We start from the raw sequence: 16,365 nt of genomic DNA on the forward strand, positions 1-16,365 counted from the left end.
CACCTCCATGAATTTTTCCGCCCTCTCGATCCGCAATCCGATCCCGGCGATCCTGCTGTTCGCCCTGCTCACGCTGGCCGGCCTGCTCGCCTTCAAATCCAACAAGATCCAGTTCTTCCCCGATATCGAACTGCCGATCGTCACCGTCACCGCCACCCTGGATGGCGCGGCGCCCGCCCAGCTGGAAACCGAGGTGGCGCGCAAGATCGAGGACTCGGTCGCCACGCTGCAGGGCGTGAAGAACATCTATACCAAGGTGCTCGACGGCGTCGCCACCGTCACCGTCGAATTCATCCTCGACAAGAACCTGTCGGACGCGGAGAACGACGTGCGGGGCGCCGTCTCGCAGGTGCGCGCCGACTTGCCCGGCGAGATGCGCGAGCCAAGCGTGACCAAGGCGGCCACCGCGGGGCGCTCGATCCTCACCTTTACCGCCGCCGCCAAACCCGGCCTGAACGGCACGGCGGGCCTGGACGACCAGGACCTGTCCTGGTTCGTCGACAACACCGTGGCCAAGCGCCTGCTCAGCGTGCCCGGCCTGGGCGCCGTCAAGCGCGTCGGCGGCGTCGACCGCGAAGTGCGGGTCGAACTCGATGACGCGCGCATGGCCGCGCTACGGGTGTCGGCGCTGGACGTGTCGCGCCAGCTGCGCAACGTGCAGCGCGAAGCACCGGGCGGCCGCGGCGACGTCAGCGGCGCCGAGCAGTCGGTCCGCACGCTGGCCACCGTCGCCAGCGCCCGGGAACTGGCGCGCATGGATATCCCGCTGCCGGATGGGCGCCGCGTGAGGCTGAGCGACATTGCGACCGTCATCGATACCGTGTCCGAGCCGCGCGCGCTGGCCGAGCAGGATGGCCGCAAGGTCGTCGGTTTCGAGGTCTTCCGCACGCGCGGCGCCAGCGAGACCGAAGTGGCCGAGGGCGCACGCGCCGCCGTGGCCGAGCTGCAGAAGAAACACCCCAACGTGGTGCTCAAGGAAGTGGTCGACAATGCCGAACCGGTGCAGGAGAACTTCGACGCCTCGATGGAGATGCTGTATGAAGGCGCGCTGCTGGCGGTGCTGGTGGTGTGGTGGTTCCTGCGCGACTGGCGCGCCACCTTCGTCGCCGCCGCCGCCCTGCCGCTGTCGGTGATCCCGGCCTTCCTCGGCCAGTACCTGTTCGGCTATACCCTGAACATGGTCACGCTGCTCTCGCTCGCGCTGGTGGTGGGCGTGCTGGTGGACGATGCCATCGTCGAGATCGAGAACATCGCGCGCCACCTGCACATGGGGAAAACGCCGATGCAGGCGGCGCTGGAAGCGGCCGACGAGATCGGAATGGCGGTGATCGCCACCACCTTCTCGCTGGTGGCGGTGTTCCTGCCGACCGCCTTCATGGGCGGCATTCCCGGGCGCTTCTTCAAGCAGTTCGGCTGGACCGCGGTGCTGGCCATCCTGGCGTCCTTGGTGGTGGCCCGCCTGCTCACGCCAATGATGGCGGCCTACATCCTGAAGCCATCGAAGCAGCAGGAAGAGAAGGATGGCCCGCTGATGCGCCGCTACATGGGCGCGATGCAGTGGTGCCTGCGCCACCGCCTGGTGACCGCCATTGCCTCCTTCCTCTTCTTCGTCGCCTCGATTTCGCTGGTGCCGCTGCTGCCGACCGGCTTCGTGCCCGCCGCCGACCGCGGCCAGACCATCATCAACGCCGAGCTGCCGCCCGGCGCCACGCTGGCCCAGACCCACCAGGTGGCCGAGCAGGCGCGCCTGGCGGCGATGCGCGTGCCGGGCGTGACGAGCATCTTCAGCTCGATCGGCGGCGGCTCCAGTGGCGACGCATTCGCGCCGGGCGCCTCGACCGAAGCGCGGCGCGCGGTGCTGACCGTGAGCACGGTCCACCGCAGCAAGCGCGACGAAAAATTGTCGGACCTGGAAAACCGCATGCGCAAGGAGTTGTCCGCCATTCCGGGCGCGCGCTTCACGGTCGGCCAGGCCGACACCGGCGGCAAGCTGCAGCTGGTGCTGCGCAGCGAAGACCCGGCCGCGCTGCAGGCGGCGGCCCAGCGCGCCGAGCGCGAATTGCGCACCCTGCAAGGCATCGGCAACGTCAGTTCCAGTGCATCCCCGGTGCGCCCGGAAATCATCGTGCGCCCGAATTTCGCCCGCGCGGCGGACCTCGGCGTGACTGCGGCGGCCATCGGCGAAACGGTGCGCGTGGCGACCGCAGGCGACTACGAACAGGCGCTCCCTAAAATGAACTTGTCCGAGCGCCAGGTACCGATCCGGGTGAAACTGCCGGATGCCGTGCGCGCCGACCTGGATGCCATCGGCCGCCTGACCGTGCCTGGTAAAAACGGCCCGGTGCTGCTGGCGACGGTGGCGGACATCACGATGGAAAGCGGCCCGGCCGAGATCAACCGCCTCAATCGCAGCCGGAATGTCACGCTCGACGTCGAGCTCTCGGGCCGCTCCCTGGGCGAAGTCAACGACGAGGCGCGCGCCCTGCCCGCCTTCAAGACGCTGCCGGCCTCGGTGCAGATCGCGGAACTGGGCGACGCCCAGGAGATGCAGGCCCTGTTTGCCAGCTTCGGCATCGCCATGACCATCGGCGTGCTGTGCATCTATGGCGTGCTGGTGCTGCTGTTCGCCGACTTCATGCAGCCGCTGACGATCCTGGCGGCGCTGCCGCTGTCGATCGGCGGCGCCTTTGTCGCCCTGCTCGTCACCGGCAGCGCGTTGTCGATGCCGACCATGATCGGCCTGATCATGCTGATGGGGATCGTGACCAAGAACTCGATCCTGCTGGTCGACTACGCCATCCTGGCGCGCAAGGCGGGCATGCCGCGTTTCGAAGCGCTGGTCGATGCCTGCCACAAGCGCAGCCGGCCGATCATCATGACGACCATCGCAATGGGCGCCGGCATGCTGCCGCTGGCGCTCGGCTTCTCGGGCGACCCGAGCTTCCGCTCGCCGATGGCCATTGCCGTGATCGGCGGCCTGATCACCTCGACGCTCCTCAGCCTGCTGGTGGTGCCGGCGGTGTTCACCTATGTGGATGACGTCAAGGGTTGGCTGAACCGGGGAGCGCGCAGGCTGCGCCGCCATCCGCAGGAAGGGCGGCACAGGGAGCAGGAGCCGACGGCTATGAAGTAAGCCGGAGGCGGCGAGCGGCAGTACGCAAGCTGCGCCTGGTCTCGAAAGGTGAGACGGCGTGGGCTCGAGAGCCCACCCTACGAACTTCGCCGGTGCGGTTCAACCGGCGGCTCCCATCCACGCATGCGGTGCGGGAACGCATAGCGTGGAGGACGCGTCGACGGCGGAGCCGTCCAGCCTGCGAGCCGCACCGCTCGCCTCCATTTTGACGCCGGCGACTGCGCCCTTTCGTCGTGACCATGAAAAAAGCGCCGGCATTGCTGTGCCGGCGCTTTTTTTTCGCGCAAAGGGATACCGGCCGGACGCAATGCCGGCCGATCTCCTTGCTGCGGCTACCGATCAGTAGTCGCGGCGGTTGCTGCCGAGCAGCTTGGCCAGGATGTAGCCGGCGCCCAGGGCGATGGCGATGGCGGTACCTGGTTTGTTACGCACATACTCGCGGCCCGAATCGGCCAGTTGCTGGTAGGTGTCGTTCATTTGCTGCTGGCGGCCGCTGAACTTCTCCGTCGCGCCGCTGAGCAGGCCGCTCAGCTTGTCGACACCGGCGTGTGCCGTGCTGACGACGCGCTCGACCATTGGCTGGGCTGCCTGGGCGGCCTTGTCGATGGTTTTGTGCATTTCGTCCGGTTTCATCGAAGCCATCATGCCGGCGCTTGCACCCGAATCGCCGCCGGTGCCGCTGGTGCCGGCGCTGGCGCCGCCCATGGCGCCCGACGAGCCGCCGCTCGAGGACGAACCCGAAGTGCCCGAGCTGCTCGAGCTGCCCATGGCGCCCGACGAACCCGAGGACGAACCCGGGACGAGCCCGAGGTGCCCGAGGTGGACGAGCTGCCCATCGCGCCCGACGAGCCGCTCGAACCGGAGCCCGAGGAGCCGCTGGACGACAGGTTCGACGAACCCGACGAGCCGGACGTCGACGAGCTGCCCATGGCGCCCGACGAACCCGACGAACCGGTGCTCGACGAACCGCTCAGGTCGCCGCTGCTGCCGGCGCCGCTCGACCCCATGCTGCCGGCATTGCTGCTGCCGCCGACTGCGCCGGTGCTCGAGCTCGTTGCCGGGCTGGCGCTCGACGATGCGGTGCCGCTCAGGCTACCCGACGAACCGGCGCTGGCCGACGAACCGCTGCCGCCCTTGCCCAGGCTGGAGCTCGACTTGTCATCCTTGCCCAAGTTGCCGCCGCTATTTTGACCAGCGTTAACGCCTTTACCCTCGCTCGATTTCTGATTATCCATGACTTTTGTCCTTGTAAAATGTAGACCAACGCGGAGTAGACCGGTACCCGACCAACACCATTCTTCCTTCATTCCGCTCGAAACAAAACGGAGGCGCGAAAATGAACTGCGCTAAATCAATGGAGCGTTCGAGTTATGCCTACGGTCAATGATTTGCATCGACGACCTCGGGCAAGCTCAAAAGTTCCGCAACCAGCCACGTCACTTTCGCATCCCGTTTTGCAAGACTACGCCGTTCTGGCGTGCTGCACGATTGCGGCGGTCGGGTAACCGGATCGCGATACAAAAAATATAATGAATGAGCTAGCCGGACGGTGCGCTGACTAACAGAATTGCGGGATCGATGAAAATCGACGGCAATTGCGCGCCGAAGCAGGCATGTTGCGAGGCGTTTCGATGAGCGGAGGAAATAATCCCGGCCGAAAAGCAAGTTCCGCTGCGGCCGCACCCGCCATGCATGGCGATAGCGACAGCTGATCTGTCGGCGGCCGTGCCAAGGTTCCCTGGCGTACAGACTGGCGCAGGCCAGTTCATCAAGCTTGCACCATCCCGGCCTGCACCGGATGGGCGGACGGATGTCGCGGCAGCCCGGCGCGGGGCCGGGACGACGGCAGCCGCCGCTGTCCGGTACGGGTCATATGGCGTGGCGAAATCGGGGAATCCATGTTCGAACAAGTCGAAGAACAAGTACGTGACGCCGTCGAATGGCTGCGTTTGCTGGTCGAAGCCCTGGGCGCGGTGGTCATCGCCGCCGGCATCTTCCTGGTCATCGTCGCGCTGGTGCGCCATCTGTTCACGGAGCGCGGCAACAGCTTCATCCCGATCCGGCTCGCGTTTGCGCGCCACCTGACGCTGGCGCTCGAGCTGCAGCTGGCGGCCGACATCCTGTCGACATCGGTCGCGCCAACCTGGGACCGCATCGGCAAGCTGGCCGCGATTGCCGTCATCCGGACCGCACTGAACTATTTCCTGAACCGGGAACTGCAAATGGAAAGCGCCAGCGCGCAAACGATGAATGCGGACGGCTCCGGTCGGGCCGGCAGGGACGCGCCGGCCAAGGGGTGACCGGCGTCGGGGCGCTCCGGGGATCCCGCAAGGCGACGCTCAGGCGACGACGCCGAACCCGTACGACGCCATCGGCACCTTGAACACGTGGTCGACGAACAGCGCGCGGCCGGGGTCGGCCTGGGCCGCGCCGGCAACGACCATCAACGGCAGCAGGTGATCCTCGCGCGGATGCGCCAGGCGCGCGCCCGGGGCCTGCTCCCAGCGCACCAGCATGTCAAGGCGCCGCTCCGGGTCCTTCTCTTCCACGACGCTGTGCAGGTATTGTTCGAACGCGGTCGCGACAAGGGTCGACTCGTCGCGGCCGAATCCGCGCATGTTGTGGTAGGTGAGGCCGCTGCCGATGATCAGCACGCCCTCGTCGCGCAAGGGGGCCAGCGCCTGGCCGACGCGGATGTGCTCGAGCGGATCGTAATTCGACTTCAAGGACAGCATCACGACGGGAATGTCGGCCTGCGGATACATCAGGCTGAGCGGCACGAAGACGCCATGGTCGAAGCCGCGCGCCGGGTCCGTACCGACGGGCGTGCCGGCGGCGCCCAGCAGCGCGCGCACGCGTTCGGCAAGCAGGGGTGCGCCGGGCGCCGGGTAACGCACGCGATAGGTGTGTTCGGGGAAGCCGTGGTAGTCGTATTCCATCGGCGGCTGCGCGCTGGTCGACACCATGAAGCCCGGCGCTTCCCAATGCCCGGAAATGGCGAGGATGGCCGTCGGCCTGGCCGGCAGGCGGCTTGGGATGGCCGCGAACTCGCGCGCGGTGCGGTCGAACGCCCGGCGCATTTCGTCGATCCAGGGCCAGGGCCCGCCGCCATGCGACAGGAAACAGACGGGCATGCGGGGCGAATTCATGGTGCTTCCTTTCGTGAAGGCGCGCCAGCCAGATGCCGGCATGGCGCACTTCATGGCTCTTACTGGGCGACGGCCTCGATGGCGACGTCGATGCGCACCTCGTCGCTGACGGCCGGCACGTACTTGGCCGCGCCGAAGTCCGAACGCTTGATGACGGTATAGGCGTTGGCGCCAATCGCGTCCTTCTTGAGCATCGGGTGCTGTGCGGCCTGGAAGGAGGTCACGGTCAGCGTCACCGGTTTCGTGATGCCCTTGATCGTCAGGTTACCCTCGATGGTGGCCGGCTTGTCGCCGTCGAAAACGACCTTGGTCGACTTGAAGGTCGCGGTCGGGAATTTGCCGGTATCGAGGAAATCCGCGCCCTGGATGTGTTCGTCGAAGGCCGTCACGCCGGTGTCGATCGATTTCATGTCGATCGTCACGTTCACGGAAGCCTTCTTCGCGGCCTGGTCGAGCATGACCTCGGCACCGGTCTTGTTGAAGCGCGACAGCTGCGTCGAGAAACCCAGGTGGTTGTACGAGAAGCGAGCCACCGTGTGGCCCGGATCGGCGGCATAGGTGCGCGGTGCGGCGAAGGCCGAGGCGGCGCCGCCGGCCAGGGCGATGGCAACGATGAGTTTGCTGAGCTGTTTCATGGTGGAATCCTTATCGATGGGTCCAGGGTGATGGCAGGTGCGCCAGCGGATAAGCACTACTGTAAAGCGCTCGCCTGCTTTGCACTAGTCGGCAAAGAAGCAAAACACTGTGCAACCAATGGGACAATCGAAGCGATGCGACTGCCACCGTTCCAGATCGCCGGCGCACACTTGTCGGCTGTGGGCGCTTGCGACACGACCTGTCGCCTTGAGCCCCAGAGTGGATAGCCCGTACCGATAAGGAGCACCACCATGAGCAGGCAGACTTTGCGCGACGCACGTTACCGCACGATCGGTTACATCGATACCGCCCCAGACGGCAGGCAGACCGGCAGCGATGCGCGCTTTCGCACGGTCGGCTACTATGATCCGCGCACCAATCTGACCCGGGATGAACGCTTTCGTACGGTGGGCAGCGGCAACATGCTTGCCTCGCTGATCGTCTGCGCATAAAGGGAGCACACTGATGACAACAGGACTTATCCACTTCATCCACGGCAAGGAGAGCGGCCCCACGGGCAGCAAGATCCTGGCGCTGGCTGCAGTCGCGCGTGCGAACGGCTGGGAGGCCGCCAGCCTGGATTATTCGCACACGACCGACCCTGCCCTGCGGCTGGAGCAATTGCTGCGTGCCTGCGAAGGGCACAGCGGGCCGCTGCTGCTGGTGGGCTCGAGCATGGGTGGCTGGCTGGCGGCCGAGGCGGCCGGGCGGCTGGGCGCCCATGCCGTCTTCCTGCTGGCCCCCGCGCTGTACATGCCGGGTTACCCGAGCCAGGAACCGGATGTGCCCGCCAACCGTACCGAGATCGTGCACGGCTGGGCCGACGATGTGATTCCCTGCGAACATTCCATCCGCTTTGCGCGGCTGCGCGCATGCACGCTGCACCTGGTGCAGGACGATCACCGGCTCAATGCCAGCATTCCGTTGCTGTGCGAGTTGTTCGGGGCTTTCCTGGGGCGGTGCGAGGTATCCCTGCCCGTTTGACGCCCGCAGTGGGAGGATGGGATCGCATCGGTAGCGGCCGCATGACGCGTTGCGATGTGCTGCTGTTGCACCGCGTGGAGTCAGGACTCCACCCTAGGCCACTGCCGTCGTCAAGCGACATCGCATTCCCTTCGTCACCTGGGCCTGCTGGCTTTCGTCCCCATCTACAGCACGATTTTCATTTCCATCGCCCAGCCATCCCGGCCGGTCCTGACGCCCTTGTGCGCCATCGTGGGCTCGATGCGAAACACCACCCTGCCCTTCAGCGGTCCTTCCTCATGAATACGGTAGCCGAGGATCCTGCCGCCGAAGTGAGAGGGTGCATCCTGTGCGGTGTGCAGGTACATGTCGCCGCCAACGAGCTTCCTTGCCGTTTCTTCCGACAGCTTCCAGTCCCCCGAATCGTGGATATACGAGTCGGGCGACAGGCGGACGACGGAAATCTCATGTTCGATCACGTGCAGGGCGGGCATGTCTGTCTCCTTGTTGGCTGGTGCTTGCCCCGGCAGGCGGGAGGCGATGCCGATCGGTCAAGCGCACTCAAGCGTACCACCAGCCCCGCAAGGGCCGCTCACCGTTGGGTCGTGGCGCAAACCATGGCGTACCGCCCGCGCCACGTGCGACATAAGCTGTCGCAGCCCTCTTTATGATGAGTCACTCTCAAGGAGGAGCACATGAAAACCCGTCGCCGCATCGCTTCCCAAGGTTTCCCGTCGAAGGAAATCGATTCCATCACCGACCTCTGGATGTTGCGCATCCTGGTTCCCCTGTCCGGTCTCAAGTACTTTGTCATGCGCAACGGTTTTTCGGAAGACACGGTGGCCCGCCACCTGGGCGTGGGCGACTGGCTCGATAACGACGAACTCGATTTCGACAAAGCCGCCGTCTGCGCGCAGGTGCGCGAACTGCACATCGCCGCCGAAGCGCGCGCGCCAGGCCTGCTTCCGCCGCCCGCGCTGCAGGCCAATATGGCGCGGCTGTCGAAGCTGGTGGGATTGTCGGACGTCGATTGCCGCATCCTCGAATTCGCGGCATTGATCCACCACGACCGCGTCCTGGACGACTGCGCGGACATCCTCGGGCAGCTCAATTCGCTCAAAGTCATCGATGCGCTGGCGGCCATCCTGGCGCTCGACCGGCGTGCCGTACAAGCGGCGCTCGCTACGCAGGGGGTGCTGGCGCGCTCAGGCCTGCTGGCGGTGGACCGCGGCAATGGCGGTTTCCTGCGCGGCAAGCTCGACCTGCTGTCCGACAGCTTCGCAGCCCTCGTCATGGGCGAGGAGGCCGACCCGCTCGCCCTGTTGAAGGATACCGTCAGCCCCAGCCTGCCGGCCACGCTGTGCCTGGCCGACTACGCCCACATCGACGCCAGCCTGGCGCTGCTCAAGCCCTATCTCCAGCAAGCACTGGCCACTGGCCGGGTCGGCGTGAACATCTTCCTGCATGGCGCGCCCGGTACCGGCAAGAGCGAACTGGCGCGGGCCATGGCCGCCGCGCTCGGATGCGAGCTGTTCGAAGTGGCCAGCGAGGATGACGACGGCGACCCGGTGCTGGGCGAACGGCGCCTGCGTGCCTATCGCGCCGCGCAGAGTTTTTTCGGCCAGCGCAATGCGATGATCCTGTTCGATGAAGTGGAAGACGTCTTCAACGACGGCGACCGCATGTTCGGCCGCATGAGCACGGCGCAAAAGCGCAAGGCATGGATCAATCGCACGCTGGAACAGAACGCCGTGCCGGCGCTGTGGCTGTCCAATTCCATCGACGGCATCGACCCGGCCTTCCTGCGCCGCTTCGACATGGTGATCGAGATGCCGGTGCCGCCGCGCAGCCAGCGCGAGCGCATCGTGCGCGACGCCTGCGGCGGGGTGCTCGACGATGCCGCCGTCCGCCGTATCGCCTCGTCGCCCCGGCTGGCACCGGCCGTCGTCAGCCGCGCAGCCGAGGTCGTGCGTACCATCGGCAGCGGCTTCGATGCCGATGGTACGGGCAGCGCCGGCCGCGCCGTCGAATTCCTGATCGACCAGTCGCTGCAGGCGCAGGGACATGCGCCCATCAGGCAGGGCGAGGCCGCGCGCCTGCCGGCCGAGTACGACGCCGCGCTCGTCAATGCCGACGCCGACATGCTGCAGCTTGCCGACGGGCTCGCGGGCAACCGCGCCGCCCGGCTCTGCCTGTATGGCCCGCCGGGGACCGGGAAAACCGCATACGGCCGCTGGCTGGCCGAACGCCTGGACATGCCGCTGCTGCTCTACACCGCGTCGGAGCTGATCTCGAAATGGGTGGGCGAGAGCGAAAAGAACATCGCCGCGGCCTTCCGCCGCGCCGAAAGCGAGAACGCGCTGCTGCTGATCGACGAAGTGGACAGCTTCCTGCAGGACCGCGCCCACGCCCGCCAGTCGTGGGAAGTCACGATGGTCAATGAAATGCTGACGCGGATGGAAACCTATTCCGGCGTGTTCATCGCCTCGACCAACCTGATGAACGGGCTCGATCCCGCCGCGCTGCGCCGCTTCGACCTGAAAGTGCGCTTCGATTTCCTGTTGCCGGACCAGGCGGCACTTCTGCTGGCACGCTATTCGGCCGGGCTCGGACTGGCGCCGGCAACGCAGACCGACCTCGATCGCCTGCGCTCGCTGCGCAATGTCACGCCCGGCGACTTTGCGGCAGTCGTCCGCCAGCATCGCTTCCGCCCCGTCGTGTCGGCGGCGGCCCTGGTCGAGGCGCTGGCGCAGGAATGCAGCCTGAAAGCACCGGTGTCGGCGTCCATCGGCTTCCTGCGCTAGGCCGGCCGCGGCCGTCCGCGTACACGTTCGGCCGCGCGATTCCTGCGCGGAAGCCGCCTCCGTGTACCTCAGCGTGATTCTTCCGCGCCAGAGATTTACATTTCGGCAACCCATCGGGTAGACTGGGTGCTCAGCGCTCCCCTCGACAATCGCCGTTTCGGGGCCGCGATGAGCCGGAAGTCCCTGTACTTACAGATTGAAACCATTTTTACAGCAGGAGCGACAGCTTTCCGCGCCGCCTGGTGCCACACTATGAACCAGGAATACTATTACGCGCCGGGACTGGAGACTACACAGTCGCATCCATTACTGAACTGAACGGAAGAACAACATGAAGACCGCTTACCGACACCTCGTGCGCGTTGCCGCGCTCCTGACCTTCACCGCCGCCTCCGCCTCCGTATTCGCCCAGAGCAGCGAATACCGCCGTGGCTACGACGACGGCTTTGCGGCCGGCCAGCGTGCCGCCATGGGCGAGCGCGGCGACCGTGGCGGCCGCAACTGGGGCCACCTGCGCGTGGAACGGGCCGACTACGGCGCACGTGGCGCCCTGTGCGATGCACGCCAGGCGGTGCGGGCCGAAGTCGATCGCAATGGCGGCATGGTCGTCGTCGGCAACCACCTGTGCGGCGACCCGATCCGCAACGTGCAAAAGCGCCTCGACATCGTCTACCGTTGCGGTGACGACGCGCCGGTACGGCTGAGCGGACGCGAAAACGAAACACTGCGCCTGAGCTGCCGCCGCTGATTCCGCTGCAGCATGTCAGAAGGCCGGGCACGATGGCGTGCCCGGCCTTTTTTCATGGACCGCGATGGCGCTGCAGCACGGCCGAGGCCGTACAGGCCGGCCCGAGGAGTTGCCCGCATGCGAAAAGAAAAAGGGGTTGCATGCCTGAGCATGCAACCCCTTTTTCCTTACTGCTGAATTCTGGTGCCGCTGACCGGAATCGAACTGGTGACCTTCGCATTACGAATGCGCTGCTCTACCGACTGAGCTACAGCGGCTCTACGCCAGGCTATCCCGACGAAGAGCCGTATTCTAGCAACAACGTAGCAAACGTGCTAGTCCGACTCGGCAATTTCGCACGGGATTTGCCAAAAAAAACCGGCTGCCCAGTCACTTACTCCGCGTGATAGCGGGTGACGAGCTCGACTTCTTCCTTCGATCCCAGGAACACCGGCACGCGCTGGTGCAGCTTGGTCGGCGGGATCTCCATGATGCGCCCACGGCCATCGGTCGCGGCGCCGCCGGCCTGTTCGACGATCATCGCCATCGGATTGGCTTCGTACATCAGGCGCAGCTTGCCCGGCTGGGACGGGTCGCGCATGTCGGCCGGGTACATGAAGATGCCGCCGCGGTTCAGGATGCGGTGCACGTCGGCCACCATCGAGGCGATCCAGCGCATGTTGAAATCCTTGCCGCGCGCACCGGTTTTACCCGCCAGCATTTCGTCGACATAGCGCTGCACCGGCGGATGCCAGTGGCGCTTGTTCGACATGTTGATGGCGAATTCCTTGGTCGTGCTCGGGATCTTGATGTCGCTCTGGGTCAGTACCCAGGAACCCATCTCGCGGTCCAGCGTGAAGCAGTGCACGCCGTCGCCGGTGGTCAGCACCAGCATGGTCTGCGGGCCGTACACGGCATAGCCGGCGGCCACTTGCGCCGTGCCTGGCTGCAGGAAGGCCGCTTCGGTCGGCTCGCCCATGCCTTCCGGGGCTTTGAGGACCGAGAAGATGGTGCCGATCGAGACGTTGACGTCGATGTTCGAGGAGCCGTCGAGCGGATCGAACAGCAGCATGTACTCGCCCTTCGGGTAGCGGTTCGGGATCGGGTGGATGCTTTCCATCTCTTCCGACGCCATGGCCGCCAGGTGGCCGCCCCACTCGTTCGCTTCCAGCAAGATCTCGTTGGAAATCACGTCGAGCTTCTTCTGCACTTCGCCCTGGATGTTCTCGGTGTCGGCGCTGCCGAGGATGTCGCCCAGCGCGCCCTTGCTGACTTCATAGCTGATGCGCTTGCAGGCACGGGCCACGACCTCGATCAGGAGGCGCAGCTCGGCCGGAATGGTGTTGTGGAGGCGTTGCTCCTCCACGAGATGTTGCGTGAGACTGACGCGTTTCATGAACTTCCTTCGGTTTGGTGAATTCTTTGTAGTTAGTTGGCCAAGGCTTTGCCCACGACCTCACGCACGTCGTTCGACAGGCGTTGCTGGCCGGCCACCTGTTGCAGCGCCTTTTTCATCTGCTCCTGCAGTTCCGGGGTATAACGGCGCCAGCGGTCCATGGAACGTGCCAGGCGGCTCGCTACTTGCGGGTTGAGGCCGTCGAGCGTGATCACCTGCTCGGCCCAGAAGGCATAGCCGCTGCCGTCCGGCGCGTGGAACTGCACCGGATTGCCGGCGCAGAAGCTGGAAATCAGGCTGCGCGCGCGGTTCGGATTGCGCAGGTTGAAGGCCGGGTGGCGCATCAGGCCGCGGATGGCGGGCACGTCGGCGGTCGCGCTCGATGCCTGCAGGGCGAACCACTTGTCGATCACCAGCGGCTCGTCTTCGAACTCGTCGTAGAAACGCGCCAGCGCGGCGTCGGCACCCGGCGCGCGGGCATGGATCAGGGCAGACAGGGCCGCGACGCGGTCGGTCATGTTGCCCGCTTCGTCGAACTGGCGCTGGGCCAGGGCCAGGCCCTCCTCGTCCTGCGCAGCCGTCAGGTAGGCCAGGCACAGGTTTTTGAGGCCGCGCTTGCCGCTCGATACGGCGTCCGGACTGTATTCGCCCGGCGTCTGGTTCGCTTCGTACTGGGCCAGCAATTCCGAGCGCAGGCGCGCGCCGATATTGGCGCGCATGAACTGGCGTGCCAGGTGGATCGAGAGCGGATTGACGACCTCGATCTGGTCGGCCACCATGCCTTCGGAAGGCAGCAGCAGGGCCTGCTCACGGAAGGCCGGGTCGAGCGTCTCGTCGGCCAGGATCTTGCCCAGCGCCAGCAGGAAGGTGTCGTCCAGCATCAAGGGCGCGCCGACGCCGGCCTCGCCAGTCAGTTTCAGCAGGCGGCCCATCGCCAGGCGCTGGCCGGCTTCCCAGCGGTTGACGGCGTCGCTGTCGTGGTTGAACAGGTGCAGCAGGTCGGCGTCGCCATAATTGAAATCGAGGATGACCGGGGCCGAGAAGTTACGCAGGATCGACGGCGTCGGCTGTTCCTGCACGTTCTCGAACACGAAGCTCTGCTGGGCTTGCGTGAGTTCCAGCACGGCGGTGGTGCCCTTGTCTTCGCCGCCAATCGTGAGCGGCATGTCGCGCCCATCCGCGCCCAGCAGGCCAACGGCCACCGGAATGTGGAAGGGGAATTTGCTCGTCTGGCCCGGGGTCGGCGGGCAGGACTGGAACAGGGTCAGCGTATAGGTCTTGGCGAGCTCGTCGTAGCGGGTTTCGGCGCGCACGACCGGGGTGCCGGCCTGGCTGTACCAGCGGTCGAACAGGGTCAGGTCGCGCCCGCTCGCGTCGGCCATGGCTTGGCGGAAATCGTCGACCGTGACGGCCTGGCCGTCATGGCGTTCGAAGTACAAGTCCATGCCCTTGCGGAAGCCTTCGCGGCCGAGCAGGGTCTGGTACATGCGCACGACTTCGGCGCCCTTTTCGTACACGGTGACGGTGTAGAAATTGTTGATCTCGACAAAGGAGTCGGGACGCACCGGGTGGGCCATCGGGCCGGCGTCTTCCGGGAACTGGGCCTGGCGCAGGGTGCGCACCTGGTCGATGCGGGTGACGGCGCGGCCGGTCTCGGTGCCGATCATGTCGGCCGAGAATTCCTGGTCGCGGAACACGGTCAGGCCTTCCTTCAGCGACAGCTGGAACCAGTCGCGGCAGGTGACGCGGTTGCCCGTCCAGTTGTGGAAGTATTCGTGGCCGACCACGGCTTCGATGCCCTGGAAGTCGATGTCGGTGGCCACGCGCGGGTTGGCCAGTACATACTTCGTGTTGAAGATGTTCAGGCCCTTGTTTTCCATCGCGCCCATGTTGAAGTCGCTGACGGCGACGATCATGAAGCGGTCCAGGTCGAGTTCCAGGCCATAGCGTTCCTCGTCCCAGCGGATACTGTTCTTGAGCGACTGCATGGCATAGTCGGTCTTGTCGAGGTTGCCCTCCTCCACCCACACCTGCAGCAGCGCATCGCGCCCATCGGCGAGACGGAAGGTTTCTTCCTGGCAGACCAGGCGCGCCGCCACCAGGGCGAACAGGTAAGACGGTTTCGGGAACGGGTCTTCCCATTTGGCGTAATGGCGGCCATCGCCCAGCTCGCCCTCTTCCACCAGGTTGCCGTTCGACAGCAGCACCGGATATTTTTCCTTGTCGGCGCGCAGCATGACGGTGTAGACGGCCATCACGTCCGGACGGTCCGGGAAATAGGTGATGGCGCGGAAGCCCTCGGCCTCGCACTGGGTGTAGAAATTGCCGTTCGAGGTGTACAGGCCGTTCAGGGTGGTGTTCAGCTCGGGCGCGCAAATCGTTTCGATCTCGAGCGTGACTTCATCAAGCGTATCGGGAATCGTCAACAGGCTGCCTTCGACCCGGTAGTCATCAAGCCCCAGTGTGCGGCCGTTCATGCGCAGCGCGACCAGTTCCAGGCCCTCGCCATGGAGCTCGATTTCGCGCTGGGCACTGGCGGGGTTGCGCCGCATCGTCATCCGGTTGGCGACGATGGTGCGCGTGGGATCGAGGTCGAAGCCGAGCTCGACGGTGTCGACGAGGTAGCTGGGGGGCGTGTAGTCTTTCCGGTAAATCGTCTGGGGCGTGTCGGTGCGCATGGGATGTCCGAAAAATACAGTCGAAGAAGGTCTTATTTTACCAACAAGGTTTCGGAGGCTACGCGCGATTTCGATGCGGCGGAATGTGTCGGCATGTGCAGTGGGTAACCAGGTGTAAATTTACCTGCGATAAACGATCAAAAAGCGCAATCTAACAGTCGGCAAAGACCGTCTAAAAATTGGAGAGAGTTGAAATGAAACGCCTGATCATGTTGACAGCCGCGGCCGCCATGGCCCTGCTGCTTGGCGGATGTGCCACCACCATCCGCAGCGACGTTACCACCTTCCACCAGTGGCCGGCGCAAATCGAGGATAAAAGCTATGTGTTCGAAGCGCCGCCGGCGATCGACAACACGCTTGAATACCAGAGCTACCAGAACCTGGTGCGCGGGCAACTGGCGCAGCTGGGCTTCCGGGAAGCGAACACCGGGGGCGCGGCGCTGAAAGTCGCCATGCGCTTTACCACGACCGACGTCCCGGTGCGCGTGATCGAGCCGACCACGCCGCTGTTCGAGCCTTATCCGATGTATTACCGCTATGGTCCGCGTTTCGGTCCGCGCGGCCGCTGGGCGCGCTGGCACCACCCGTTCTATGACCCGTTCTGGAATCCGTTCCCGAGTTACCAGGTCTCGGTCGAGCACCAGTACCGGCGCGAGCTGCAGGTGTCGATCAAGGACAAAGCCGACAAGCGCCTGTTCGACGTCACGGTGCACAACACCAGCCGCGAACTGTCGACTCCGGCGCTGATGCCGGCCCTGGTGCACAGCGCGTTCGCGGGCTTCCCGGGGCCGAACGGGGTGGCAAGGCGCGTGGAGCTGCAGCAGAAGCGGGGCTGAAGCGGCGGCTTCAGCGGCAGAAAAGCCGGAACGATTGCGTTCC

Annotated in this window: 14 protein-coding genes and 1 tRNA gene; 8 read left to right on the top strand and 7 right to left on the bottom strand. The window is 65.3% G+C overall.

The window, feature by feature from the left end; translation table 11 throughout:
- Positions 1-7: 7 nt before the first annotated feature.
- Positions 8-3,133 (top strand): efflux RND transporter permease subunit, encoded by a 3,126-nt coding sequence (locus G4G28_RS20455; RefSeq protein ID WP_183107769.1) that lies wholly within the window; start codon positions 8-10, stop codon positions 3,131-3,133.
- A 339-nt stretch (positions 3,134-3,472) separates the two neighbouring features.
- Here the strand turns inward: G4G28_RS20455 and G4G28_RS20460 are convergent, their stop codons facing one another.
- Positions 3,473-3,901, bottom strand: coding sequence for a YqjD family protein (locus G4G28_RS20460; RefSeq protein ID WP_183107770.1), 429 nt, complete (start codon positions 3,899-3,901; stop codon positions 3,473-3,475).
- A gap of 42 nt (positions 3,902-3,943) precedes the next feature.
- Between G4G28_RS20460 and G4G28_RS20465 the strand changes: the two genes are divergently transcribed.
- The gene (locus G4G28_RS20465; protein ID WP_210283268.1) at positions 3,944-4,324 is read left to right on the top strand and encodes a hypothetical protein; all 381 of its coding nucleotides are present in this window, start codon (positions 3,944-3,946) and stop codon (positions 4,322-4,324) included.
- Between the two features lie 707 nt (positions 4,325-5,031).
- Positions 5,032-5,433, top strand: coding sequence for a DUF1622 domain-containing protein (locus tag G4G28_RS20470; protein ID WP_229425225.1), 402 nt, complete (start codon positions 5,032-5,034; stop codon positions 5,431-5,433).
- A 39-nt stretch (positions 5,434-5,472) separates the two neighbouring features.
- Here the strand turns inward: G4G28_RS20470 and G4G28_RS20475 are convergent, their stop codons facing one another.
- Positions 5,473-6,282, bottom strand: a complete 810-nt coding sequence (locus tag G4G28_RS20475) for a class III extradiol ring-cleavage dioxygenase (RefSeq protein ID WP_182989706.1) — start codon at positions 6,280-6,282, stop codon at positions 5,473-5,475.
- 59 nt (positions 6,283-6,341) lie between these two features.
- A complete protein-coding gene (locus G4G28_RS20480; RefSeq protein WP_182989707.1) occupies positions 6,342-6,917 on the bottom strand; it encodes a YceI family protein in 576 nt (191 codons plus the stop codon).
- A gap of 252 nt (positions 6,918-7,169) precedes the next feature.
- Here G4G28_RS20480 and G4G28_RS20485 point away from each other — a divergent pair, with 252 nt between their 5' ends.
- Positions 7,170-7,370, top strand: coding sequence for a hypothetical protein (locus G4G28_RS20485; RefSeq protein ID WP_182989708.1), 201 nt, complete (start codon positions 7,170-7,172; stop codon positions 7,368-7,370).
- A 13-nt stretch (positions 7,371-7,383) separates the two neighbouring features.
- Positions 7,384-7,902: a YqiA/YcfP family alpha/beta fold hydrolase gene (locus tag G4G28_RS20490; RefSeq protein ID WP_182989709.1), complete on the top strand. Its 519-nt coding sequence runs from the start codon at positions 7,384-7,386 to the stop codon at positions 7,900-7,902.
- Between the two features lie 164 nt (positions 7,903-8,066).
- Here G4G28_RS20490 and G4G28_RS20495 read toward each other — a convergent pair whose 3' ends face one another.
- Positions 8,067-8,375, bottom strand: a complete 309-nt coding sequence (locus tag G4G28_RS20495) for a hypothetical protein (protein WP_182989710.1) — start codon at positions 8,373-8,375, stop codon at positions 8,067-8,069.
- Positions 8,376-8,576: 201 nt separating this feature from the next.
- Here G4G28_RS20495 and G4G28_RS20500 point away from each other — a divergent pair, with 201 nt between their 5' ends.
- Positions 8,577-10,685, top strand: coding sequence for an ATP-binding protein (locus G4G28_RS20500; protein WP_182989711.1), 2,109 nt, complete (start codon positions 8,577-8,579; stop codon positions 10,683-10,685).
- 331 nt (positions 10,686-11,016) lie between these two features.
- The gene (locus G4G28_RS20505; protein WP_182989712.1) at positions 11,017-11,433 is read left to right on the top strand and encodes a hypothetical protein; all 417 of its coding nucleotides are present in this window, start codon (positions 11,017-11,019) and stop codon (positions 11,431-11,433) included.
- Between the two features lie 181 nt (positions 11,434-11,614).
- On the opposite strand, the gene G4G28_RS20510 is transcribed toward G4G28_RS20505, so the two are convergent.
- The 3 genes from G4G28_RS20510 to pepN all read right to left on the bottom strand — a co-directional run bounded on the left by G4G28_RS20510 (position 11,615) and on the right by pepN (position 15,486).
- A tRNA-Thr gene (locus tag G4G28_RS20510) sits at positions 11,615-11,690 on the bottom strand.
- Between the two features lie 116 nt (positions 11,691-11,806).
- Positions 11,807-12,808 carry a class 1 fructose-bisphosphatase gene (locus tag G4G28_RS20515; protein ID WP_182989713.1) on the bottom strand — a complete coding sequence of 334 codons (1,002 nt, stop codon included), beginning with the start codon at positions 12,806-12,808 and terminating at the stop codon, positions 11,807-11,809.
- Positions 12,809-12,840: 32 nt separating this feature from the next.
- Entirely contained in the window at positions 12,841-15,486 is a 2,646-nt protein-coding gene (gene pepN, locus G4G28_RS20520; RefSeq protein WP_183107772.1) for an aminopeptidase N, read from the bottom strand.
- A gap of 194 nt (positions 15,487-15,680) precedes the next feature.
- Here pepN and G4G28_RS20525 point away from each other — a divergent pair, with 194 nt between their 5' ends.
- Positions 15,681-16,322 (top strand): DUF4136 domain-containing protein, encoded by a 642-nt coding sequence (locus G4G28_RS20525; protein ID WP_182989714.1) that lies wholly within the window; start codon positions 15,681-15,683, stop codon positions 16,320-16,322.
- The last annotated feature ends 43 nt before the right edge of the window (positions 16,323-16,365 follow it).

Origin of the sequence: Massilia sp. Dwa41.01b (genome assembly GCF_014171775.1) — a bacterium.
GTDB lineage: Bacteria > Pseudomonadota > Gammaproteobacteria > Burkholderiales > Burkholderiaceae_D > Telluria.

Bases quoted from the DNA above. Each gene is read 5' to 3' on its own strand.
- G4G28_RS20505 (WP_182989712.1), top strand. From the start codon at position 11,017: ATGAAGACCGCTTACCGACACCTCGTGCGCGTTGCCGCGCTCCTGACC.
- G4G28_RS20475 (WP_182989706.1), bottom strand. From the start codon at position 6,282: ATGAATTCGCCCCGCATGCCCGTCTGTTTCCTGTCGCATGGCGGCGGG.
- pepN (WP_183107772.1), bottom strand. From the start codon at position 15,486: ATGCGCACCGACACGCCCCAGACGATTTACCGGAAAGACTACACGCCC.
- G4G28_RS20485 (WP_182989708.1), top strand. From the start codon at position 7,170: ATGAGCAGGCAGACTTTGCGCGACGCACGTTACCGCACGATCGGTTAC.
- G4G28_RS20525 (WP_182989714.1), top strand. From the start codon at position 15,681: ATGAAACGCCTGATCATGTTGACAGCCGCGGCCGCCATGGCCCTGCTG.
- G4G28_RS20495 (WP_182989710.1), bottom strand. From the start codon at position 8,375: ATGCCCGCCCTGCACGTGATCGAACATGAGATTTCCGTCGTCCGCCTG.
- G4G28_RS20480 (WP_182989707.1), bottom strand. From the start codon at position 6,917: ATGAAACAGCTCAGCAAACTCATCGTTGCCATCGCCCTGGCCGGCGGC.
- G4G28_RS20455 (WP_183107769.1), top strand. From the start codon at position 8: ATGAATTTTTCCGCCCTCTCGATCCGCAATCCGATCCCGGCGATCCTG.
- G4G28_RS20490 (WP_182989709.1), top strand. From the start codon at position 7,384: ATGACAACAGGACTTATCCACTTCATCCACGGCAAGGAGAGCGGCCCC.
- G4G28_RS20460 (WP_183107770.1), bottom strand. From the start codon at position 3,901: ATGGGCAGCTCGAGCAGCTCGGGCACTTCGGGTTCGTCCTCGAGCGGC.
- G4G28_RS20500 (WP_182989711.1), top strand. From the start codon at position 8,577: ATGAAAACCCGTCGCCGCATCGCTTCCCAAGGTTTCCCGTCGAAGGAA.
- G4G28_RS20515 (WP_182989713.1), bottom strand. From the start codon at position 12,808: ATGAAACGCGTCAGTCTCACGCAACATCTCGTGGAGGAGCAACGCCTC.
- G4G28_RS20470 (WP_229425225.1), top strand. From the start codon at position 5,032: ATGTTCGAACAAGTCGAAGAACAAGTACGTGACGCCGTCGAATGGCTG.